Annotated in this window: 20 protein-coding genes; 4 read left to right on the plus strand and 16 right to left on the minus strand. The window is 71.3% G+C overall.

Features of this window, described 5'->3' with window-relative positions:
* Positions 1-19 precede the first annotated feature (19 nt).
* The 8 genes from ACGF8B_RS21170 to ACGF8B_RS21205 form a co-directional block, all read right to left on the minus strand.
* The gene (locus ACGF8B_RS21170) at positions 20-817 is read right to left on the minus strand and encodes an ABC transporter permease (protein WP_392740647.1); all 798 of its coding nucleotides are present in this window, start codon (positions 815-817) and stop codon (positions 20-22) included.
* Positions 804-1,748, minus strand: coding sequence for a 2-aminoethylphosphonate ABC transporter permease subunit (locus tag ACGF8B_RS21175; protein ID WP_392740650.1), 945 nt, complete (start codon positions 1,746-1,748; stop codon positions 804-806). The genes ACGF8B_RS21170 and ACGF8B_RS21175 overlap by 14 nt, the downstream gene beginning before the upstream one ends.
* Positions 1,741-2,841: an ABC transporter ATP-binding protein gene (locus tag ACGF8B_RS21180; protein ID WP_392740652.1), complete on the minus strand. Its 1,101-nt coding sequence runs from the start codon at positions 2,839-2,841 to the stop codon at positions 1,741-1,743. Before ACGF8B_RS21180 ends, ACGF8B_RS21175 begins: the two co-directional genes overlap by 8 nt.
* On the minus strand, positions 2,838-3,545 hold the full coding sequence (locus tag ACGF8B_RS21185; protein WP_392740655.1) for a phosphonatase-like hydrolase: 708 nt from the start codon (positions 3,543-3,545) through the stop codon (positions 2,838-2,840). The genes ACGF8B_RS21180 and ACGF8B_RS21185 overlap by 4 nt, the downstream gene beginning before the upstream one ends.
* Positions 3,542-4,666, minus strand: coding sequence for a TIGR03364 family FAD-dependent oxidoreductase (locus ACGF8B_RS21190; RefSeq protein WP_392740658.1), 1,125 nt, complete (start codon positions 4,664-4,666; stop codon positions 3,542-3,544). Before ACGF8B_RS21190 ends, ACGF8B_RS21185 begins: the two co-directional genes overlap by 4 nt.
* Before the next feature lie 238 nt (positions 4,667-4,904).
* The gene (locus ACGF8B_RS21195) at positions 4,905-5,675 is read right to left on the minus strand and encodes a GntR family transcriptional regulator (protein ID WP_342283698.1); all 771 of its coding nucleotides are present in this window, start codon (positions 5,673-5,675) and stop codon (positions 4,905-4,907) included.
* A 173-nt stretch (positions 5,676-5,848) separates the two neighbouring features.
* The gene (locus ACGF8B_RS21200) at positions 5,849-7,144 is read right to left on the minus strand and encodes a hypothetical protein (RefSeq protein ID WP_392740661.1); all 1,296 of its coding nucleotides are present in this window, start codon (positions 7,142-7,144) and stop codon (positions 5,849-5,851) included.
* A gap of 607 nt (positions 7,145-7,751) precedes the next feature.
* Positions 7,752-8,873, minus strand: a complete 1,122-nt coding sequence (locus ACGF8B_RS21205) for an ROK family transcriptional regulator (RefSeq protein ID WP_392740663.1) — start codon at positions 8,871-8,873, stop codon at positions 7,752-7,754.
* Positions 8,874-8,929: 56 nt separating this feature from the next.
* On the opposite strand from ACGF8B_RS21205, the gene ACGF8B_RS21210 reads away from it, so the two are divergent.
* Complete coding sequence (locus tag ACGF8B_RS21210; RefSeq protein ID WP_392740666.1) at positions 8,930-10,204, plus strand: Gfo/Idh/MocA family oxidoreductase; 1,275 nt, start codon at positions 8,930-8,932, stop codon at positions 10,202-10,204.
* Positions 10,201-10,680 carry a heme-degrading domain-containing protein gene (locus ACGF8B_RS21215; protein WP_392740668.1) on the plus strand — a complete coding sequence of 160 codons (480 nt, stop codon included), beginning with the start codon at positions 10,201-10,203 and terminating at the stop codon, positions 10,678-10,680. The genes ACGF8B_RS21210 and ACGF8B_RS21215 overlap by 4 nt, the downstream gene beginning before the upstream one ends.
* Positions 10,681-10,844: 164 nt before the next feature.
* On the opposite strand, the gene ACGF8B_RS21220 is transcribed toward ACGF8B_RS21215, so the two are convergent.
* The 6 genes from ACGF8B_RS21220 to ACGF8B_RS21245 form a co-directional block, all read right to left on the minus strand.
* Entirely contained in the window at positions 10,845-11,705 is an 861-nt protein-coding gene (locus ACGF8B_RS21220) for a fumarylacetoacetate hydrolase family protein (RefSeq protein ID WP_392740669.1), read from the minus strand.
* Positions 11,706-11,938: 233 nt separating this feature from the next.
* A complete protein-coding gene (locus ACGF8B_RS21225; protein ID WP_392740672.1) occupies positions 11,939-12,709 on the minus strand; it encodes a YidC/Oxa1 family membrane protein insertase in 771 nt (256 codons plus the stop codon).
* Positions 12,710-12,875: 166 nt separating this feature from the next.
* Positions 12,876-13,208 carry a DUF6412 domain-containing protein gene (locus ACGF8B_RS21230; protein WP_124723342.1) on the minus strand — a complete coding sequence of 111 codons (333 nt, stop codon included), beginning with the start codon at positions 13,206-13,208 and terminating at the stop codon, positions 12,876-12,878.
* 128 nt (positions 13,209-13,336) lie between these two features.
* Positions 13,337-14,872 (minus strand): sodium:solute symporter, encoded by a 1,536-nt coding sequence (locus ACGF8B_RS21235; protein ID WP_392740676.1) that lies wholly within the window; start codon positions 14,870-14,872, stop codon positions 13,337-13,339.
* Positions 14,869-15,027 carry a DUF3311 domain-containing protein gene (locus ACGF8B_RS21240; protein WP_124723383.1) on the minus strand — a complete coding sequence of 53 codons (159 nt, stop codon included), beginning with the start codon at positions 15,025-15,027 and terminating at the stop codon, positions 14,869-14,871. The genes ACGF8B_RS21235 and ACGF8B_RS21240 overlap by 4 nt, the downstream gene beginning before the upstream one ends.
* A 55-nt stretch (positions 15,028-15,082) precedes the next feature.
* Positions 15,083-15,895, minus strand: a complete 813-nt coding sequence (locus tag ACGF8B_RS21245) for a class E sortase (RefSeq protein ID WP_392740677.1) — start codon at positions 15,893-15,895, stop codon at positions 15,083-15,085.
* A gap of 86 nt (positions 15,896-15,981) precedes the next feature.
* Here ACGF8B_RS21245 and ACGF8B_RS21250 point away from each other — a divergent pair, with 86 nt between their 5' ends.
* A complete protein-coding gene (locus ACGF8B_RS21250; protein WP_392740680.1) occupies positions 15,982-16,989 on the plus strand; it encodes an SEC-C metal-binding domain-containing protein in 1,008 nt (335 codons plus the stop codon).
* A 42-nt stretch (positions 16,990-17,031) separates the two neighbouring features.
* Here the strand turns inward: ACGF8B_RS21250 and ACGF8B_RS21255 are convergent, their stop codons facing one another.
* On the minus strand, positions 17,032-17,385 hold the full coding sequence (locus tag ACGF8B_RS21255; protein ID WP_392740683.1) for a hypothetical protein: 354 nt from the start codon (positions 17,383-17,385) through the stop codon (positions 17,032-17,034).
* A gap of 70 nt (positions 17,386-17,455) precedes the next feature.
* A complete protein-coding gene (locus tag ACGF8B_RS21260) occupies positions 17,456-21,010 on the minus strand; it encodes a hypothetical protein (RefSeq protein WP_392740685.1) in 3,555 nt (1,184 codons plus the stop codon).
* 256 nt (positions 21,011-21,266) lie between these two features.
* Between ACGF8B_RS21260 and ACGF8B_RS21265 the strand changes: the two genes are divergently transcribed.
* Positions 21,267-21,776, plus strand: coding sequence for a GNAT family N-acetyltransferase (locus tag ACGF8B_RS21265; RefSeq protein WP_392740688.1), 510 nt, complete (start codon positions 21,267-21,269; stop codon positions 21,774-21,776).
* Positions 21,777-21,784 lie beyond the last annotated feature (8 nt).

A 21,784-nucleotide genomic window follows, 5' to 3' on the forward strand; every position in this document is an offset into this window, starting at 1 on the left:
GTACGGGGGTGTCGGCGGATCAGCGGTACGAGGCCCTGGTGCGGATCCGGGAGACGCCGAGCAGTACCAGCAGCGTCGTTCCCATCAGGACCACGGCGACGGCCGCTCCGGTGAAGAGCGAGCCACGGTCGGTGGCCGCGAAGATCTGCACCGGAAGCGGTGTCCAGTCCGGCGGGTAGAGCATCATCGTGGCGCTCAACTCGCCCATGGACAGCGCGAAGCAGAGCCCTGCGGCCGCCGTGAGCGACGGCAGCAGGAGCGGCAGCTTGATGCGCCACAGGACGTAACCGGGGCGGGCGCCCAGACTGGCCGCCGCCTGTTCGTACATCGGGTCGAGACGCACTATTGCCGCCGAAACCGACGAATAGGCGAACGCCGTGACAAGAATGGTGTGCGCCAGGATCACGATCCAGCGCGTCCCGTTCAGCAGCATCGGCGGCTTGCTGAAAGCGACGAGCACGGCGAGGCCCACGACGACGGACGGCACGGCGACCGGCAGCATGAACAGCGCGTCGAGGAAGCGCCTGCCCCGGCTGCGCATCGAGGCGGCGGCGAGCGCGGCCCAGGAGCCGATGGTCAGGGCGAGCAGGCTGGCGCCGACGGCCGTGATCAGGCTGGTGGTCAGCGCCTGGAGGGAGTCGCCGCCGGTCGCCGCCACGTAGTGCTTGGTGGTCGGCCCGGAGGGGAAGGCGCCGGACCAGTTGGTGGTGAACGACGCGGCGAGGATGACCAGCAGCGGCACCGCGAACAGCGGCACGAAGAGCACGAAGAACACGGACCAGGTGGCCCATTTCCCGGTGCGGCTATGCACCAACACGGCGGCTCACCATCCGATACAGGCTGTAGAGACCGACGGAGATCGCGATGTTCACCACCGCGACGACACAGGCCGCCGGGTAGTCGGACTCCAGGATCGCCTTGCTGTAGACGAGCATCGGCAGGGTCGTGACGCCCTTGGCCCCGGTGAACAGCACGATGCCGAACTCGTTGAGGCACATCACCAGGACGAGGCTGCCGCCGGCGGCGAGCGCGGGGAGCGCCTCGGGGAGGATCACCTGCCGCACGATCCGGCCCGGCCTGGCGCCCAGCGAGGACGCCACCTCCAGCTGCGCGCTGTCGAGCTGCGAGAACGCGGCGAGCAGCGGGCGCATCACGAACGGCGTGAAGTAGGTGATCTCGGCGAGCAGCACGCCCCACGGGGTGGTGAGGAAGTCGAAGGGGCCGTCGGCCGCCCCGGTGAGGTCCGTCCAGACGCCGTTGGCCATGCCGACGTTGCCGTAGATGAACAGCAGGGCGAGCGTGATCAGGAACGACGGGAAGGAGAGGAAGACGTCGATGAACTTGGCGACCGCCCGGCCACCGGGGAACGGTACGAACGCGATGATCATCGCCAGGACGAAGCCCAGCACCAGACAGCCGACCGTGGAGCCGACCGCCAGCCAGACGGTGGTGGTCAGCGCCGAGCGGAACGATTCGGAGGCGAACACGTCGCCGTACGGGGCGATCGAGGTGCCGCCCTCGTCCGGGCTGACGGACTGCTGGACGACGAGGGCCAGCGGGTAGAGGAAGACGAGGGCGAGGACGGCGACGGGCGGCAGCGCCCAGACGAAGGCGGGTACGCGGCGGGCCCGGCGGGCCGGTTCCCGCGATCCGTCCTTCGGAGGCACCGCCCCGGACGGTCCGGTGCGCCGACGGGGGGTCTTCGTCGCCGTGATGTCCGATGCGACGGGGTGCGCGGCGCTAGCCATCGGCCTCTCCCCCGGCTCCCGGTGCCGCGCCCGCGGGCAGCAGCACCGCGTCCTCGGCCGCGAAGTGCAGCGTGACCCGGTCGCCGAGCGCGGGTGTCTCGCGCAGCTCCTTCAGGTCGGCCTTGATGCGGTGCCCGTCGATGTCGACGTAGAGCCGGTGGGTGGAGCCGCGCCACTGGACCTCGGCGATGGTGCCGTTCAGTGCGTTGGGTCCGTCGCCGAGGCCGACCAGGTGGGGCCGGACGCACAGGGTGGCGGTGGCGCCCCGGGTGACGTCGCCGGTCGGTACGTCGAGTGCGCGGCCGCCGAAGTCGACGGAGTCGGCGCCTTCGGCGACGGTGACCGGCAGCAGGTTCGCGTTGCCGACGAACGACGCGGTGAACTCGGTGCGGGGGCGGCGGTACAGGTCCTGCGGGGTGCCGCAGTCCTGGAGCCTCGCCTTGTCCATGACCGCGATCCGGTCGGCGAGGGTGAGCGCCTCGACCTGGTCGTGGGTGACGTACAGGATGGAGACGTCCGGCAGCTCCCGGTGCAGCCGGGCCAGTTCGGCGAGCATGCCGGAGCGCAGCTGGGCGTCGAGGGCGGAGAGCGGTTCGTCGAGCAGCAGGACGCCGGGCCGGATGGCGAGCGCGCGGGCGATGGCGACGCGCTGCTGCTGGCCACCGGAGAGCTCGCGCGGGTAGCGCTTGGCGTAGGCGGCCATGCCGACCATTTCGAGGGCCTCGGCGACCCGTTCGGGGATCTCGGCCTTGGCGGCCTTGCGGGCCCTGAGCCCGAAGGCGACGTTGTCCTGGACCCGCATGTGCGGGAAGAGGGCGTACTGCTGGACGACCATGCCGATGCCGCGCTTGTGCGGCGGCAGCCCGGTGACGTCGCGGTCGCCGAGGTAGACCCGGCCCGAGGCCGGCTGGACGAATCCGGCGACGGCGCGCAGGGCGGTGGTCTTGCCGGACCCGGAGGGGCCGAGCAGGGCCATCACCTCGCCGGGTTCGACGGTCAGGTCGAGCCGGTCGAGCACGGTGTTCTGGCCGTACGCGACGCTGACCCGGTCGAACCTGATTCCGCTGCGGACGGACCGCTCCCCGCCGGTCATGCCTCGGCCCGCGCGATCAGCTCCGGGAGCTCGGCGACCGAGCCGAGCACATGCGTGGCGCCGTTGCGGGTCAGCTGGTCCTTGTCGTGCGCGCCGGTGAGGACCCCGGCGACGATGCCGGCCCCGGAGCGCACGCCGCTGAGCATGTCGTACGAGGTGTCGCCCGCGACGGCGATCTGCTGGACGCCGTCCACGGCGCCGGTGCGCAGGAAGGCGGCGAGGACCATGTCCGGGTAGGGGCGGCCGCGCCCGCCCGCGTCGGCCGGGCAGAGGGTCAGGGCGACCAGGTCCTGCCAGCCGAGCGCGGCCAGGATCGCGTCCTGGGTGGTGCGGGCGAAGCCGGTGGACAGGACCACGGTCCGGCCCTCGCCCTTGAGCCGCTCGATGGCCTCGCGGGCGCCGGGGATCGGGGCGATGCGACCGCCGTCGACCAGTTCGCCGTACGCCTCCTCGAAGGCGGTGTTGGCCTGCTGGGCCCGGTCCTCGTCGCCGAAGAGGTGGCGGAAGACGGAGATCTTCGACTCGCCCATGGTGGCGCGCACGTAGTCGAGCTTCCCGGCGTGGTCGGCGGAGCCGGGCTCGACACCGAGGCGTCCGGCGGCGGCGGAGAACGCCTGCTCGACGAGGCCGCCGTCGGCGACGGTGGTGCCGGCCATGTCGAGGACGATCAGGTTCAGCTTCTCGGTGTTGCTCAACTTCTTCACCAGCCCAGTTCGTTGGCGGTCGTTTCGGCGATGGCGGGCGAGCAGGTCATGCCCCGGCCGCCCGGTCCGGTGACCAGCCAGACGCCGTCCCGCACCTGCTGGCGGTGGACGACCCGGCTGGTGTCGGTGCACTGGGCGTAGACCCCGGCCCAGCGGTGGCGGATCCTCGGCAGCGGGCGGCCGAGGAAGGACTCGACGACCCCGGTGAGGTGCTCGTACGGCTCCTCGACGGTGTCGAACGAGAAGGGGTGCTCGTACTCGTGGGTGTCGCCGATGGTCAGTCCGCCGTCCCGGCGCTGCACCATCAGCAGCTGCATCCGGTGCGCCGCGGCGGTGGGTTCCTGGGCCTGCCCGGCGTTGAGCGCGTCCAGTGCCTCGCTCCGGTACGCCGGGTAGTAGCGGAAGCTGTCCGCGTCGGCGACGGAGGTGGTGAGCGGCTCGCCGAGCGGGTCGGTCTGCATCATCTGGAGGCGGACGCGGCGCACGGGGAGATCGGGGCCGGCCAGTTCGCGGACGAGGCCGCCGAGCCAGGCGCCGGTGGCCAGGATCACGGCGTCGCCGGTGTGCACGTCGCCGTGGTCGTCGCGGACGGAGGCGGTGCCCACCACCTCGCGGACCTCGCGGCCGCCGAGGAAGGTGTACCGGCCGGACTTCAGCAGCTCCCGCTTCAGCGCGAGCTGTGCGGTGCGCGGCTCGACCGCGGCGTCCCGCTCGCACCACAGGGCGGCGGTGAACTCCCCGCGCAGCGCGGGGTTGACCGCCCGGGCCTCGTCGGCCGTGAGCAGCTTGTAGCCGCGGGCCGCCGCGTCGGGCCGGGCGATCGCCGCCTCGGCGACGGCGGTCTCCAGCTCGGTGCGGAGCGGGGTGAGCGAGCCGCAGGCACGGAATCCGAGGTCCGGGACCTGCGCCCCGATGCCCTCCCAGAGCTCACGGGCGCGCAGCGCGGTCTCCAGCTCCTCGCCGCCGGCCCGTCCGCTGACCCATATCTGTCCGAAGTTGCGGAGCGATGCCCCGCGCGCCTCACTCTCGCGCTCGATCTGTACGACCTCGTGGCCGCGGTTCACTGCGTGCCAGGCGTGCATGGTTCCCACCACGCCGGCTCCTACGACGATGACTCTCACGGCGGCTACGCTCCTCGGGGCGAGTGACCCGCATCGAGCCGTACGGCAACGGGAGGGTGAACTGGGCCCCAAGCTTGGCCTAGACCCGTTACGTTCTCGTTATCTTCACGGCCGACCGTCGACGGGCGGAGCCTCGGGGGCGCGGTCGCCGCGCGTGTGATCGCCGCGCGTGTGATCGCCGTGCGTGTAGTTGCCGCGCGTGTGATCGCCGTGCGTGTGGTTGCCGGGCCGTGGTCGTTCAGCAGCCGTCCTGCGGTCCGAGGTGCGCGGTGAAGGAGAACCTGTCGCCGCGGTAGAGGGTCCGTACGCGCTCCAGCGGCTTCCCGGCGGTGTCGCGCGAGATCCGGTGGATCAGCAGCATCGGCAGTGCGGGCGGCGTACCGATGAGCAGCGCCTCGCGCGGTGTCGCGAGCACCGTCTCGATCCGCTCGTCGGCGTCGCCGAAGGGGATCCGGAGCCGGTCGCGGAGGTAGGAGTAGAAGGACGAGTCCGGATCGAAGTCCGTGTCCAGATCGGGCAGTCGGGCGACGGAGACGTACGTGCTCTCCAGGCCGACCCGGTCGTCGTCGGCGAGCAGCACCCGCTCCAGGTGCCAGACCGGCTCGCCGCGCTCCACCCCGATGTCGGCGGCGAGCGCCTCGGGGCAGGGGAACCGCTCAAGACCGATGAGGTGACGGCCCGGCGTGCGGCCCTGGCGGCGTACGCCCTCGGTGTAACTCGCCAGCGAGAGCGGCTGTTCCAGCTTGGGGCCTGCGACGACGGTGCCGCGCCCCTGGCGGGCGAGCCGCCCCTCCAGCAGGAGTTCCCGCAGCGCCTGGCGCACCGTCTCGCGGGAGACCTCGTAGCGCTCGGCCAGATCGCGTTCGGTGGGCAGCATGCCGCCCTCGCCCAACTCCGCTATGAGGGAGGAGACATGAGCCTTGACCGCGTAGTACTTGGGAATACGGCCGTGCTCCGGGATGCCGGAGCGGATGGGTGCGCCAGGTGCCTGGTCGTGCGGGTAGTCCACGTCCCGATGGTGGCAGACCCACATGAACATCTGTGAACATCCGGGCGCGGGAGGGGTGGTCCGCGGATGGACCGGGGCGGCCCGGGGGTGCGCCGGGACGGTCGGAGATGGTTCAGGGGTACGCGGAGCGAGGGACGGGGGGGGCGGGGGCGGGGGGAGTGGTCGAGGACGGTTCAGCGGTGCGCGCGGCGCGGCCGACGGGTCCGTACCACCATCGCGCCGCCGCCGATCAGGAGCCCGGTGGCGGTGAGGCCGGCGGGCAGGAGGCTGCCCGGGCCGGTCGCGGCCAGCTCCGGGCGGCCGCTGTCCGCAGGGGTTCGGCCCGGCTCGGCGGGCGGCCGGGGGGCGGTGGTGGAGTCGGTGGCGGCATCGGCATCGGTGTCGGCATCGGTGTCGGTGTCGGCATCGGTGTCGGTGTCGACTCCGGGCCGGTTCGTGTCCGGCCGGGTCTCGGGCGGGATTTCGCGCGGGGTCTCTCCGGTCCCACCGACCTCGCCCGTCTCACCAGTGACATCCGTGTCACCCGTATCACCCGTATCGCCCGTATCGCCTGTATCGCCCGTGTCACTCGTATCACCGGCGTCGCTGTCCTCGACGACGGTGAAGGGGTAGTCCTCGGACTCACCGACCCAGGCCCCGTCGTCCTTGCCCGGCTTGCCGGCCGTGCCGCCCGCCGTGTGCTGCCGCTGGACGATGGCGGCGTTGGCGGTGATCCGGCCGGGGCTGGTGTCGGAGGTGAACGCCATCCGGACCTGGACGGTGACGGTGCGCCCGGCGGGGACGGTGAAGCCGTCGAAGGAGTCGCCACCCGTGCCGCCGAAGACACCGATGTGCTCGTCCAGGTCGGTGGTCTCCCAGGTGACGCGGTGCTCGGTGCCCGGGCTGGCCTGATCGGAGAACTTCAGCTGGATCTGGTCCGAGGTCAGCTTGCGGTCCTCGTCGGTGAGGACGAGCACGGGGTGGATGGCCCGGCACGACTCGGTCGTGGTGTTGGTCAGCTCCAGGAACCAGGTTCCGTAGCCGCCGCCGGACGCGTACGTGTCCGGGCCGCCGCGGATGCGGGTGCTGATCGGGAAGTCCTTCGCCGCCGGATCACCGCAGGCGGGCTGCTGGTCGGCGGTGGTGGAGCCGGGCGAGGAGACCGGGGTCGCCGAGGACGCGGCGGAGGCGGGCACGGCGGATGTGCCGCCGAGCACGACGGCGGGGACGACGCTCGCCGCGGCCAGCCCGAGCGCGAATCCGTGCCGGGTCCGCCCGGGGGACGGCGGGGGCGAGGGTGAGGAGGGACGCGCGGGGGCGGTGAACACCGGAATGGACGCGGCCGTGGTCAGGGGGATGGACGTGGGACTGGTGCTGGGGATGGAATCGGCGATCCGGCCGGGCGTCGAACCCGTTACGCGGCCGGGCTCCGGGCCGGCCGGTGCGGAGGCCCTGGAAGGCGGCCCGGCCGTGGGCGGTGTGGGGGGCATCTGGGGGATCATCCTTCGCTGGTCGCGAAACGGTCGGCTCACCCCGTGCGCCGGAGTTCACCGGTTCTGGGCCGCGACGCTGCCACGCACGCGCGAGACCCCCGGCCCCGACATGCCGGGGCCCCGCCCGACCGGCCCCCGCAATCCCCCCGATCGGCCCAGCCACCGGGGCCCACACCTCACCCCTCCACCTCCACCCCATGCCCCGCGCCCCGCGCACACCCGTTACGCACCACCGCCCCGTGCCCGCGCCTCCACTCCGCCCACACCGCACTACGCGCCACCACCCCGCCCGCACCTCTCTCCGCCCGCACCCCGCGCACACCCGTTACGCACCACGCCCCGTGCCCGCGCCTCCATCCCCGCCCGAGTCTCTCCCCCGGGCCTGCGTCCTACACACGCCCCACGCACACCACCGCCCCGCACCCGCACCTCCACTCCGCCCACGTCCCGCAAGCACCACCGCCCCGCCCGGTCAGCCCAGCCACCCAGGGCCACCGCCCCGCCCCTCCCCGTCCCCGTCCGTCCCCGGTCCCCGCCGCCGCCCGCCTCGCGCCCCGTACACACCGCCCGACCGGCCCGCCCGCGCCTCCCCCGCCTCCCCGGCTCACGCCCCGTACGCGCCGCCCGCCCGGCCGAAGAGGGGGGCCAGGATCAGTTGGGCGGCTCCTTCGGCGACCGGTCGGTCGCCTCCTCCGGCGGCGGTCACCGGTACCGGGGCGTCCATGCCGCCCAGCGCGGCTCGCTCGTCGATCACGGCCCGGACACCCCGTACGTAGGCCTCCGGGTCGGCGGCCACCGTACGGCCGCCCAGCACCACCCGGTCGATGTCCAGCAGCCCGACCAGGTTCGCGGCGCCGGTCCCCAGCACCCGGGCCGCCTCCGCGACGTCCCCCCGGGCGACCGCGGCGAGGCAGAGCGCCTCGATGCAGCCGCGCCCCCCGCAGCCGCAGACCGGCCCGTCCAGCTGGACGGTCTGGTGGCCGAACTCACCGGCCGCGGTCCGGGCCCCGCGATGCAGCGTCCCGCCGAGTACCAGCCCGGCACCGAGCCCGGTCCCCAGGTGCAGATACGCGAAGTCGCCGCCGCCCGCCGCCCGCAGCGCCAGTCCGAGGGCGGCGGCGTTGGTGTCCTTGTCGACGACGACGGGCAGCCCGGTCCGTACCGCGAGCGCGTCCCGCAGCGGATAGCCGTCCCACTGCGGAAACCCGGTGACGCGGTGCAGCACCCCGCCCCGGTGATCGAGCGGACCGGGGACCGCGACGCCCACCCCGAGCACCGGCCGGTCCCCCGCCCCGGGCCCCGGCGCCCCGGCCCGTACCTCGGTCACCGCGTCCGTGGCCGCCGCGAGCACCCCGTCCGCCGGAGCACCGAGGTCCAGCGGGGCGGTGCGGCTCGCGACGACCGCGCCGGACAGGTCGACGAGCACCGCCGTCAGCTCGTCGCGGTCCAGGTGCAGGCCGACCGCGTACCCCGCGTCCGGCACCAGCCGCAGCACGGTGCGCGGCTTGCCCCCGGTGGAGGCCCGCCGGCCCGCCCCGGCCGCCAGGCCTTCCGCCCGCAGCCGGGCGGTGATCTTGCTGACGGCCTGTGGCGTGAGCCCCGTGTGCTCGGCGAGTTCGAGCCTGCTGATGCCGCGCTCACCCGCCGCCCGCAGCAGATCCAGCACCAGCGCCGCGTTGTGGCTGCGCAGCGTCGGCAGGTTCGCGCCGCTATTGCTCCTGTTCACCACACCATTGTCGCTGTCGCTTGCACTATGGCAACAGCGTTGCTTAAGTGGCAGGCATGACTGGCGCAGACACGACCGGCAACGCGACCCACGAGACCCGCGCGACGCCCGCAGCGTCCGGGGCCCGAGGCCCGGGCGGGACCGCCGGGCCGTCCGGCGCCCCGTTGCGTGTCGGGCTCGTCGGCTACGGCCTGGCGGGTTCCGTCTTCCACGCCCCGCTGATCGCCGCGACCGACGGTCTCGTCCTCGACACGATCGTCACCTCGAACGAGGAGCGGCGGGCGCAGGCGCGCGCCGAGTTCCCCGGCGTACGGTTCGCCGCGTCGCCGCAGGAGCTGTGGGAGCGTCCGGACGGCCAGGGCCCCGTCGCTCCCGATCCGAGCGGCCCGAGCGGCCCGCTCGATCTGATCGTGATCGCCTCACCGAACAAGACCCACGTACCGATCGCGACCGCCGCGCTGGAGGCCGGTCTCCCGGTCGTCGTGGACAAGCCGGTCGCCGGTACGGCGGCCGAGGCGCGGGCGCTCGCGGCCCTGGCCGAGGAGCGCGGGCTGCTCCTCTCGGTCTTCCAGAACCGTCGCTGGGACAACGATTTCCTGACTCTCGCCCGCCTGCTCGCGGACGGCGCGCTGGGCGACGTACAGCGCTTCGAGTCCCGCTTCGAGCGGTGGCGCCCGCAGCCGAAGGGCGGCTGGCGCGAGTCGGGCGACCCGCAGGAGATCGGCGGGCTGCTGTACGACCTGGGCAGCCATGTCGTCGACCAGGCACTCACCCTGTTCGGGCCTGCGGCGCTGGTGTACGCGGAGTCCGACGTACGCCGCCCGGGGGCCGCCGCCGACGACGACACGTTCATCGCGATCACCCATGTGAACGGGGTGCGCTCGCATCTGTACGTCAGTGCCACGACGGCCCAGCTCGGCCCGCGTTTCCGGGTGCTCGGCCGGAGCGCCGGCTACGTGAAGTACGGTCTCGATCCGCAGGAGGCCGATCTGCGCGCGGGCCTGCGTCCGGCGGCGGACCGGCCGTGGGGCGAGGAGCCCGAGGCGCTGTGGGGCCGGATCGGCTCGGGCGAGTCCCCGTTGACGGGCGGCGGCACCCCGGTCCGTTCACGGCCGGGCGACTACCCCGCGTACTACGCGGCGGTGGCCGCGGCGCTGCGCGGAACGGGTGAAAATCCGGTGACCGCCCTTCAGGCGGCGGCCGCTCTGGATGTCCTGGAAGCGGCCCGCCGCTCGGCCCGCGAGGGCGTCACCGTGAAACTGCCCGCCCCGACGGCCCCGTCCGCCACCGATTCCGCCGACTTCCCCGATACCGAGGAGCAGCCCGCATGAGCCACACAGCTCCGACCGTCCCCGAGCTCATCGCCCAGGAGCGCCGGCTGACCCTGCCGCGCTTCGGCTACGACGAGGCGTACGCCCTCGGCGCCCTGCTCGTCTCGATGGCCCGGGAGAGCCATGCCCCGGTCGCGATCGACATCCGGCGCGGCGCACAGCAGATGTTCCACGCCGCGCTGCCGGGTTCGAGCGCGGACAACGACGCCTGGATCGACCGCAAGCGCAGGGTCGTGGAGCGGTACGGCGAGAGTTCCTACCTGGTCGGGACCAGGTTCCGGGCGAAGGGGACGACCTTCGAGGACTCCTCGCGCCTGGACCCGGACGTCTATGCCGCGCACGGCGGCTCGTTCCCCGTCGCGGTCGAGGGCGCGGGCGTCATCGGCTCGGTCACGGTCTCGGGGCTGCCCCAGGCCGAGGACCACGCCATGGTGGTCGCGGCGCTGGAGCGGTTCGCGTCGACGCTCGGTGCGTGACTGAAGCGTGACCGGCGCCCGCCCGGCCGGTGCCTGGCCGGCGCCCGCCCGGCCGGCGCCCGCCCGGCCGACGCCCGCCCGAAGCGTGACTGACGCGTGGCTCCGTGCGGAGGGACGGGCGGGGCGGTCGCCCGGCCCCGTCCCCGCCGGTCCCTCCGTACCCGCTACGCGTCCTTGAGCTCCTGGCGCTGCCGTCCCAGCCCGGCGATCTCCAGCTCGACGACGTCCCCGGCCCGCAGATACGGCTTGGGCTCGGGCCGGCCGAGGGCGACCCCGGCCGGCGTTCCGGTGTTGATCACATCGCCCGGGTAGAGCGTCATGAAGTGGCTCAGGTACCGGACGACCTCGCCCACCGGGAAGATCTGGTCGGCCGTCGTGCCGTCCTGCTTCAGCTCGCCGTTGACCCAGAGCTTCAGCGACAGCGCCTGCGGGTCGGCGACCTCGTCCGCCGTCACCAGCCACGGACCCAGCGGGTTGAACGTCTCGCAGTTCTTGCCCTTGTCCCAGGTGCCGCCGCGCTCGATCTGGAACTCGCGCTCGGAGACGTCGTGCGCGGTCGCGTACCCGGCGACGTGCGCGAGCCCCTCCTCGGCGGATTCCAGATAGCGGGCGGTGCGCCCGATGACGACCGCGAGCTCGACCTCCCAGTCGGTCTTGACGCTGCCGCGCGGCACCAGCACCGTGTCGGCGGGCCCGACGACGGTGTCCGGCGCCTTGAAGAACAGGATCGGCTCGGCCGGTATCGCCGCGCCCGTCTCGGTGGCGTGGTCGTGGTAGTTCAGCCCGATGCACACGATCTTGCCGATCCGGGCGAGCGGCGGCCCGACCCGCAGCCCCTCGGCGTCGAGCTCGGGCAGTTCGCCGGGCGCGGCCGCGGCGGCCCGTACCCGGGCGAGCGCCGACTCGTCCGCGAGCAGGGCACTGTCGATGTCGGTGACGATTCCCGACAGGTCGCGCAGGGTTCCGTTCCCGTCCAGCAGCGCCGGTCGTTCCGCGCCTGCCGTACCCACACGAAGCAGCTTCAACGGTCTATCTCCCCTTGGTCGAGATCGGGCCCGTCGGATGGGTGGCGGCCATCGCAGGCTTGTCCGATCGTCCAAGACCTCCGATCACTCCGCAAGACCCTGTTCACACACTGGACCAGCGCCCCGTTTCACGCGCCGGGCCGCCACCCCGTTCACAGACCGGTCGGGCGCCCCGCCCACACGCTGGTCCGGCACCCCGTTCACACCCTGGACCGGCACCCTCGCGTTCGCGGTCACGCCGCGGTGGCGACGGTGGCCCCGGCGGCCGGCATGTCGCGGTAGAGCACGGCCCGTTCGATCGCGGTCCAGGTGGTGCTGGTGACGACGTACAGCGCGGCGGCGAGCGGCACGACGGACACGGTGAACAGGGTGGCGAAGGACATCAGCGGCATCAGCTTCGTCATCGCGCCCATGCCGGGCACCGGCTGCCCGTCGGGGCCGGTGGTCGGAGCGACGGGGTTGGCGGCCATCTGCCGCTTCGTGCGCCGGAAGTTGAACGTGGCCACGGCGGCGACGATCGCGAAGAGGCCGAGGTAGACCAGGCCCTGCGGACCGAACAGCCCGCCGTGCGAGAGCGCGTCGTGCCAGCGCTCGCCGAGCGGGGCGTCGAAGAGCTGGTGGCCGAGGAGCTCGTTGGGCTCGCCGCCGATCTTCTGGCTGGAGAAGAGGTGGTAGAGCAGGAAGAAGGCGGGCATCTGCAACAGGCTGGGCAGGCAGCCGGAGAGCGGCGAGACCTTCTCCTCCTTGTGCAGTTCCATGAGCGCCTTCTGCATCCGCTCGGGGTTCTTGCCGTGCTTCTTGCGCAGCGCGGCGATCTGCGGCTGGAGCCTGGTGCGGGCCTTCTGTCCCCGCGCCGCGGCCCGTGACAGGGGGTGCACGGCGAGCCGTACGAGCGCGGTGAACAGCACGATCGCGGCGGCGGCGGACGCGGTCTGGAAGAACGGGTGCAGCAGATCGGCCAGCGCGCCGACCAGACTGGCGAATGCGGACATGAAGACGGACATGGATGAGCCCTCCGGGGGTCTCGTCGTGCCGGGGGTGAGTACGGACTCGGCATGACGGACCGCGCGGGGCACCGGGGAACGGTGCTCGCGGGGCACCCATGAGTGGTGCCCACGAGGCACCGAGGAGTGGTGCCCGCCGGGGAGTGGCTGCTAGTGCTGCGCGCCCCTACGCGGCCGTCGGAAGGGCACGGCCGGGGGCTCGGGGGCGCCTGCGCCCCTTGGCGTCGGGATCCCGCTGCGGCAGGAACGCGGTGCGTTTCTCCCGGTCGCGGATGGCGGTGCGGACCCGGGTGCGGGGCACCGGGGCGGCGCACCGGGCGCTGATGAGGGAGGCGACGGCGAGCGCGGAGCCGGCGGCGGCGGTCGCGGCGAGCGCGACCGCGGCGGAGAGGCTGCCGCCCTCGGCGAGGAGGACCTCGGTGATGAGGAAGAGCAGCAGTCCGGCGGGGCGGAGCAGCCGGGCGAGGCCACCGCGCAGACGACTCACGTCACCGTTCACGGCCCCTCCCCTCTTCCCCTTCGCGGCCGGTCGGCCGCGCTCGCGCGTGCTGTTCGTACGCACGCGCGTCCGATGCTCTCCAGCCGTTATACACGATGGGTCCGGCGCACCGGTCCGCCCGGCGGCGGTCAGTGGCTCGTTCCCGCAGGAGCGCCGTCCGGTTCCGGCGCCCGTTCCGGAGCCGGGATCTCGTCCCGTGCGAGCACCTCGTCGTCCGGCCGTCCGTCGTGCTCGCGCGGTCCCGCGTACGTCACCGCGAGGGCGACGACGAGGTTGGCGCCGAGCGCCACGATGCCCGCGTTGACACCCCAGACCGGGTCGTTCTCCGTGAACACGAACCCGCACACCACGCCCACGCCGACGACCAGCCCGCTCATCGCCCCGAGCAGGGTCAGCCGCCGCCACATCAGCCCCAGCAGCACCATCGGGAGCAGCTGAGCCATTCCCTCGTACGAAATGAGGGAGAGCCGCACCAGGGTGTTCGGGGCGGTGTACGTGAGCAGCAGGGCGAGGCTTCCCGCGATCACGACGACCACTTGCGCGGCGCCCTTCTGCCGCCGCTCCAGGCGGGGGACGAGCGAGAGCACACTGCGCCCCCACATCGTGCCGATGACCAGCATGAAGACGGCCATCGGCACGATCGAGGACAGTGCCGCGGCCACTCCGACGACGCCGACCGTCCAGGCCGGCAGCGAGTCCACGACCAGTTTGAAGAGCGCCAGGTTGGACTCGGCGCCGACGAGCCCCGGCACGACGAAGAGGGCCGCCATGCCGAGCAGCATCGGCACGAAGAGCAGCACGTTGTAGGCGGGCAGCAGCATCGCGTTGCGGCGCAGCACGTCGGCGTTCTTCGCGCCGAGGTAGCCCGCGACGGTCGTCGGGAAGATCACCACGGTGAGCGAGTTGAGGAACGAGGTGGTGATGAACCAGGCCTGTCCGAGTCCGCTGTCCCCGTGCCCGGGGAAGGTCAGCCACTCGCTCTTCTCGGTGACGATCCGGTCGAGGAAGGGCCCGTAGCCGTCGAAGTAGTGCATCGGTACGTAGACGGCGAGGAAGCCGAGCGTGGCGATCACCAGGACGTCCTTGAGCACCGACACCCACGCGCTGCCGCGCAGCCCGCTCACCACGACGAAGCCGGTGGTGACGGCGAAGGCGATGAAGTAGGCCCAGTTCAGGCTGATGGCACCGTAGGAGATGGTCGAGACGACCACGCCCATGCCGGTGATCTGGAGCTGGATGTACGGCAGCAGGAAGGCGGTCGCGAGGACGGCGACGAGCGCGCCGAGCCAGGGCCGTCCGAAGCGGTGCGCGACCATGTCGGTGATCCCGACGAGTCCGTGTCTGCGCGCGTACGCCCAGAGCATCGGGCCGACGACGTAGCCGATGGCGTATCCGCAGGACATGTACGCCACCACGTAGAGCACCGGTGCCCCGTAGTTGTAGCCCCAGCCCGCGGCGCCCAGGTAGCTGAAGCTGGTGTAGCCCTCGCCGGCCATCAGCACCCAGATGAAGACGGTCCCGAGGCTGCGTCCGCCCACCGACCATTCGGCGAGCCCGCCGCCCTCGCCGTTCCCCTTGCGCCGCCCGCGCGTCGCGAGCAGTCCGAGGGCGACGGTGGCGACCATGAAGACCGCGAAGACGGAGGTCGCGACGGTGGCGTTCACCGGCGGTCCCCCCGCCGGGTCAGCCATACGGCGACGGGGGTCAGCAGGGTCGCCCCGAGCAGCCACACGAAGAGGAACGGCAGCCCGAGAATCACCGGGTGGACCCGGTTCACGAGCGGCAGCACCCCCAGGTACAGCACGTAGGGGACCAGCAACCACAACAACTGCGGACGTCGTCTGAGCACGTCAGGGAACCTTAGTGCGATGCCGCTACCGCGACCGGACATCCACGAGTTTCCCCCATACGACAAGCCGGTACCGGGAGGTGAATTCGGGCGTGCAGGTAGTGAGCGTCACATAGGAACCGGCCTCGGTGTACCCGGTGTAGGGCTTCACATTGCTGCGCGGGACGGCGGCGATGACACCGCCGTCGCGCGGGCTCGTCCGCGCCAGCGTCCGGTCGACGGTGTACGTGTACACGGCGTCCCGGGTCTCGACGTCGATCCGGTCCCCGCGCCGCAGCCGGTTGATGTGTCTGAAGGGTTCGCCGTGCGTGTTGCGGTGCCCTGCGAGTGCCAGGTTCCCGGGCCGGCCGGGCTGCGCGGTGCGCGGGTAGTGCCCGACGTACCCCTTGTCGAGGACGCCGCTCTTGCTGATGCCCTGGGCGACGGGCGCGACGAGCCCGAGCCGGGGGATGCGGATGACGGCGTACGCCTGGTCCCAGCGGGGCGCGGAACGCGCGGCGGCACCACCCTCGCCCTCGCTCCCGCCCTCGTCCGAACGCCCGCTGGACGCACCGGAATCATCGGATTTACCCGTTCCGTCCGAATCGCCCCCATCTCCGGGATCAGAACCGCCCGTCCTGCTCCCCGGCCCTTCCCCCCACTCCCGCTGAAGGGCCCGCACCTGGTGGTCGGCTCCCGCGCGGGCCTGCCGATTGGTCCACCACAGCTGATGAACAACGAGCAACAACAGGACGACGCCCAGGGTCACCACCAACTCGGCACCCGTCCAGAGCCCGCGCGCGACGACCCTGCGCCCCCGCGAGTTCCGCTGCACCACCACCGGTATCCGCTCCCGCACGGCCGCACGATAGGCCCCCGGACCGTAACTCTCCAGGCCTGGAACAACCCTCCGCCCCGAAGGCGTACAGCAGTACGGTGTGGTCCATGCGCCCCGACACGCCTGCCGACCACACCACCGAAGCCGAGCGCCTGCTGCGCGCCGCGGCGCGGTACCCCGAGGACCGTGAGCCGCTGCTCCTCCAGGCCGCGGCCCATCTGGAACTCGCCGGCGACCGCGCCCGCGCCACCACCCTCTACGACGAACTCCTCGGCTCCCCCGACCTCGGTCTCGACCACCCGCACCTGGTCAAGGCCCTCAACGCGGCCAACCTGTGGGAGTACGGCCACGAGGCGGAGGCCCGCGCGATCATCGAGGGCATCCGTGCCGCGGGCCCGCTCGACCCGGGCCCCTGGGAGATCGCCGCCGAGACGCTCGAAGCCCACGACGAACTCGAAGCGGCCCACGACTACTTCTCGACCGCGCTGACGCTGCTCCTGGCGCCCGGCGAGGAGGTCCCGTACGCCACCCATTCGCTGCTCTTCGGCCGCCACCGGGTGCGCAGGCTGATGGGCGTCGACCACGACGTCTGGGACGAGCTGGCCGACACCCTGCACACCGCGACCGTCCCGCTGGACGAGCTCCACGACCCGAAGCGCCTGTGGTCGCTGGGCTCCTCGGACCCGGGCGAGCTCCAGGCCGAGATCACCCGCCTGCGCGCCGAGTTGGGCACCTACCGCACCGCGCTGTCCCGTCCGTTCCCGGTCGCGGTGCTGCACTGGCCGGCCGCCGAACTCGCCGAACTCCTCAGCGCCTACCCGGACCTGCGCGACGAGTACCCCTCCCACCCCGAGCACCTGGCCCACCTGGAGGCCGCCCTGCGCGACCTCCACCAGGCGGGCACCCCGAACCTCGGCATGGTGACCGGCACGATCCCGTCGTACGAGGCGTTCGCCGCCTCGGAGGCCGCCTCCCCGTCCGACCCGGACCTCCTCCCCCAGTACGCCACCACCCTCGCCGCCCGCGGCCGGGCAGTGCCCTGGCCCCCGGCCCGCAGCGCGGCCTGCTGGTGCGGATCGGGGCGGGCCTATCGGGAGTGCCACGGGGGCGAGTGAGGCATCGGTGAGGCGCTGGGGCCGTGTTGAGCACACGCACGCTCAACACGGCCCCAGTCCCGCCTCCTCCGCGATCTCGCGGAAGTCACGCACCATGCGTCGCAGCCATTCGAGATACTCGGCGTCGCTGTACAGGATGCGGTCGTGTTTCTTCCAGCGGTAGAGGTAGACGGACCCGTACTGCTTCATGACCGGAATCAGGTCGGGCGGCGGGTCGTCCGCGACAGCCATGACACACCGGAGCTCATCGGCCGCCTGGTCCGGACTGCGGACGACCATCGAACGCCAGGAGGAACGGGCCTCGTCCTCGGATGCGTCCAGGCAGTAGACCAGCAGCCACGAGATGAAGCACTCGATCCCGGGCGAATTCCCCGTGTACGGATCACCCGGAGACATGTACTTCTCCAGTTTTTGCTTGCTACGACGCTTTCTCGGTGGCACCAGAAAACACCCGCCCACTCGATTGTCATTTATTCGGGTATGACGTGAGGATGCGCCAGCCTTGAGGAATTCCCGCATCGCTACGTATTACCAGCAGAACCTGCGTTGATCCCTCGGCGACGGTGAGCGGCGGCAGACCGGGGCGCTCGGCGCGCTGGTCCCCCGGGTAGAGGGGGCCCCGATAGGTGCCGCCGAGCCAGCGCGGGAGCTTCCTCCCCGCGCCCGGCACCGAGGAGTTGAGCACCAGGGCGAACCCGACACCGGACGGGATTTTGGGCTCCGGGTTCCCGCCCTTGGCCATCGTGTATCGGGTCGTGCTGAGCCAGTTCCCGTGCAGCCACCCCGATATCACCCCGTCCGCCTCCGAGAGACTTTCGAAGTAGCTGGCCCGGGGTGGCGCGCCTTCTCCCGGATACCCCTCGATCAGACGTACGGCAAGCGCGGCCTTGGCACCGGTGACCGTGCGCCCGTTGGAAATGGCGAACCCGGCCAGGAGCCCCTTCCCCTTGATGTGCTTCTGGTAGGTGTGGCCGCCGAGCCCCTCCTCTCCCCGCAATGTGTTGAACCGCGGCTGCAAACCGTCGTGAACACTGAGCAAGGCATCGAGCAAGGGCCGTTTCAGACTGTGTCTGGAGCAGAGGTTCTTCCGTGCGCGATCGGCGCGCACCATGGCATCGTTCGCGTTCTCGGCAGGATGGAAACGATTCTTCTCCAGGGCATAGCGCCACAGATCGTCGTCGGACAGGTTCTGGAACACTGTGATGAGCTGACCGAGAGAGTGCGCCACGTACGGCGGCGCCGGCCCGAGCTGGAAGCTCGGGGTGGTCATGGTCTGGACGTGCACCTTCTCCGTGTGGTCAGTCCTGCTCTCCGTGACCAGATGGAGCGAGGGGACCTTGTTCCGCCTGGCAATCGCGGAAATCCCGCTGAGGGCGTCGTTCTTGGCGGGGTTCTTGGCAAGCAGCTTCGACGATTCGTCGATGGCCTGCCGCTCATTCCCCTTCTTGCCATCGCCGTTGTCCTGCCCGGGCTTCTTGTCGTCGCCCTTCCCGTCTTTTCCGTTCTTCCCTTTGAGCTTGTTCCAGAGGGCTCTGCCTTTCTTGGCGATGAATCCGACAATTTTGTCGATGGCCCGGTTGACGGGTCTGGCGACGGCGTGGAAGACGGATTTGACCTTGTTGGCGAGGGATCCGATGCCGAGGAGGGAGGCGAGGAAGCCGATCAGTAGCGGGACGCTGGCGGCGAGGGCGGTTTCGACCATCTTGGGGACGCTTGCCGAGCCGCCGTTGGCGATGGCGATGACCGCGTCGAGTACGGCGTTGACGAATTCGACGATCTGGGCGCCCTGGTTCACGATGAACGTGACGATGTCGATGATGCCCTTGACCGCGCGGACGAATGCGGAGGCGGGGTTGAGGAGGGAGATGATCCAGGTGATCCCGGCGATGATGACGGTGGGGATCAGGTAGCTGGTGAGTTTTTCGAGGATGGTGGCCTTGAGGTCGCCGGCCTCGGACTCGATTTCCTTGACCGCGCCTGCGGGGCCCTCGGCGGCGAGTTTCTTCGCGACGGGGACGGAGGATTCGACGGCGGTCATGGCCTGGTCGGGGATGCCCTTGCGGGTGATGCGGGCGCGGATGTTGGCCCAGGTCAGGCCGAGGAGGGAGCCGATGAGCTGGATGATGCCCTTGAGGTCGAACTTCTGCGGAAGTTCGAGACCGGCCTTGACGGCGGTGCCGAGCAGCCAGGACACGACGCCCGTCTTCAGATGTTCGGCGATGTTGGTGACGAAGAGCTGAAGCCCGGCACCCACGGCCTTGACGAGGTTGCCCAGGAACCCGATGGGGTCCTTGATGATCTTCATGATCGCGGAGGCGGCCTTGGCGAGGATGCCGAGGAGGAGGTTCTTGAGCTCGTTGATCGTCTTGATGACACCGACGATCGCGTCCTTCGCCTTGTCGATCAGCCCCTTGTTGGCCTCCTGGAGCTTCTTGATCTCCTCGTCGACCTTGTTCAGGGCAGCGGTGTACTTCTGGGCGAGGTCCTGGACGAGTTGTTCGGACTTCTCGTTGACCGTCGCTTCCAGGTCGTCGAACTTGCCCGCGAAGTCCTTGGCGGCGTCCTCGCCGAACTGGCGCAGATCGGCGGGGAGCCTGTCGACCTCCGCCTTCAGCTCCGCCCGCCCCTTGGCGATACGGGCCTTCGCACGCCCGAGCTCGGCACCGATGATGTCGGCGACGGACGAGATGACCGTCTGCATCTTCGCGACGTAGAGCTTGCGGGCCTCCTGATAGAGGTTGTCGGCCTCCTTCGGCAGCCCCGCGAACTTGTCCTTGACCCAGCGGGCCTTGCCCGTCCACCCCGAGTACCGCTTGTCCTTGTACGCCTTCATCCGGCGCTTGTGGTCGGCGGTGAACGCGTCCCGAGCCGACTTCTCGCCCGAGGTGAACTTGTCGTCGACCTTCTTGTCCAGGCCGGACAGGGTCTCCTCGACGTCCTTCTTCGTCCCGTCGTAGACCTTCTGGAGCTTCGCCGTGACCTCGGCGCGCTTCTTCTCGTCCTTCGACTTCGTCTCGCCCTTGCCGCCGTCGACCTGCTTCCCGGCGGAGGAACGGGTAGCGGTGAGGGCGTTCATGGCCCGGGCCCCGGAGGCCGCCGCCCCCGCCTTGGCCGTGGAGAGCTGCTGGGCCTCGGCCGCCTTTCCCTTTGCGGGGGCCTTCGCGGAATCGGTCTCGGCGGTCTTCTTCGCCGAGAGAGCCTGATCGAAATCGGGCTCGTTGCCCTTGGCGAGCTGGTCCTCGGTGACCTCGGCGTCCGCCATCGCCTGGTCGTTGGCGGCCGGCCCCTCGGAGAAGTCCGTCACGGAGGCGGGCTGCTGGGCGGGCACGGCATCGGCGGCGGCCGGCGCCCCCGGATTGCCCGGCGGCTGGTCCGGGGACATCGGGGTGACCGGCTTGTCCTTGGCCGCCGACGTGTCCGGCGGAGCCTTCGTCGCCGTGTCGATGTCCTTGGCCGACGACTCCTTCCCGTCCTTGACCTTCCCGTCGACCTCACCCTTGATCTTGTCCGCCTTGCCGGACTTGGAGAACTTGTCCGCGTCGTCGAGGCTCTTCGGGGCCTGCGCGTCGATCGCCTTGTTCACCGCGTCGATGAACGCCTGCTTGTTGAACTCGCCGGGCTTCGCCGCGTTCATCTTCTCCGCGTTCGCCGCCTTGCCCTGCGCCTCCTTGTCGTCGGGCGGCGCGACCGCAGCATCCTGAGCCGACTTCGACTCGGTGGCGGCAGGAGCGTGATGCGCCAGCCGAACCCCCTTGGCCGCCACATCCGCCTTCACCTTGCGGAAACCCGGCGCCTGCGCCGGGGACGGCTTCACCGGGGCCGTGTACCGCTGCGCGACCAGACGGGAGACAGCCGCGTTGCCCGCCGCGCGTTGCAGGCGTTGCAGGCTGCGGGGATCAGGGGCGGGCCGGTCCCCGGACGGGCGCTTCGGTGCCGTCACCGTCGTACGGGAGACACCCGGATGAGCCGCGTCAGGAGAGGAACGAGCAGAGGCGGGGCCCTTCTCCGGAACCGCCTTCATCCGCCCTCCCGGCCCGTCACTACCGCGTACTCCGCCGTGTCGGCCAACTCACCAAGGAGAAACATACGAAGCCAGGAAGACCCTACGGAAGACCAACTACGTTATAAATCAAGGGACTTGCCCAATCGGGCACCCTCGCTGCGCGAACGGGAAGAGGGAATCGCACACACGCGAAGGCCGCACAGCCCCCACCCCTCCCGGAGCCTCACCGACAAAAGAAATCCACCCGACGGCCCGGAATCCATATGGTTCTGCCATGCCCGAACTCCAGCGCCTCCGCCCCGACCACGCGCCCGCACTGCTCTCCTTCGAGCGGGAGAACCGCACGTACTTCGCCGGATCCGTACCGGACCGGGGCGACGCCTACTTCACCGACTTCGCCGCCCTCCACACCGCCCGGCTCGCCGAACAGGCCGCCGGGATCTGCCACTTCCACCTACTGGTCGACGCGGACGGAGCGGTGCTGGGCCGCTTCAACCTGGTCGACGTCGCGGACGGCTCCGCCGACCTGGGCTTTCGTGTGGCCGAGAAGGCCTCCCGCCGCGGCCTGGCCACGGCCACCGTCCTCCACCTCTGCACCCTGGCAGCCACGGACTACGGCCTGACCACTCTCCGCGCGGCAGCCGCCCTCGACAACACGGCCTCCCGCACGGTCCTGACCCGCGCGGGTTTCGTCCCGACGGGAGAAGAGGTCCAGCTGAGCGGGCGGCCGGGCTTGGGCTATGTGTGGGACTTGAGCCGAGGCCCCAATGGCAGGGCCCGGTAGCCACCGCC

Origin of the sequence: Streptomyces sp. NPDC047917 (assembly GCF_043204345.1) — a bacterium.
Lineage (GTDB): Bacteria > Actinomycetota > Actinomycetes > Streptomycetales > Streptomycetaceae > Streptomyces > Streptomyces sanglieri.

What these genes read in the sequence shown, in the direction of transcription:
- ACGF8B_RS21225 (WP_392740672.1), bottom strand. Translation starts at nt 12,709, where the DNA reads ATGTCCGTCTTCATGTCCGCATTCGCCAGTCTGGTCGGCGCGCTGGCC.
- ACGF8B_RS21255 (WP_392740683.1), bottom strand. Translation starts at nt 17,385, where the DNA reads ATGTCTCCGGGTGATCCGTACACGGGGAATTCGCCCGGGATCGAGTGC.
- ACGF8B_RS21250 (WP_392740680.1), top strand. Translation starts at nt 15,982, where the DNA reads ATGCGCCCCGACACGCCTGCCGACCACACCACCGAAGCCGAGCGCCTG.
- ACGF8B_RS21210 (WP_392740666.1), top strand. Translation starts at nt 8,930, where the DNA reads ATGACTGGCGCAGACACGACCGGCAACGCGACCCACGAGACCCGCGCG.
- ACGF8B_RS21180 (WP_392740652.1), bottom strand. Translation starts at nt 2,841, where the DNA reads ATGACCGGCGGGGAGCGGTCCGTCCGCAGCGGAATCAGGTTCGACCGG.
- ACGF8B_RS21200 (WP_392740661.1), bottom strand. Translation starts at nt 7,144, where the DNA reads ATGCCCCCCACACCGCCCACGGCCGGGCCGCCTTCCAGGGCCTCCGCA.
- ACGF8B_RS21175 (WP_392740650.1), bottom strand. Translation starts at nt 1,748, where the DNA reads ATGGCTAGCGCCGCGCACCCCGTCGCATCGGACATCACGGCGACGAAG.
- ACGF8B_RS21215 (WP_392740668.1), top strand. Translation starts at nt 10,201, where the DNA reads ATGAGCCACACAGCTCCGACCGTCCCCGAGCTCATCGCCCAGGAGCGC.
- ACGF8B_RS21265 (WP_392740688.1), top strand. Translation starts at nt 21,267, where the DNA reads ATGCCCGAACTCCAGCGCCTCCGCCCCGACCACGCGCCCGCACTGCTC.
- ACGF8B_RS21260 (WP_392740685.1), bottom strand. Translation starts at nt 21,010, where the DNA reads ATGAAGGCGGTTCCGGAGAAGGGCCCCGCCTCTGCTCGTTCCTCTCCT.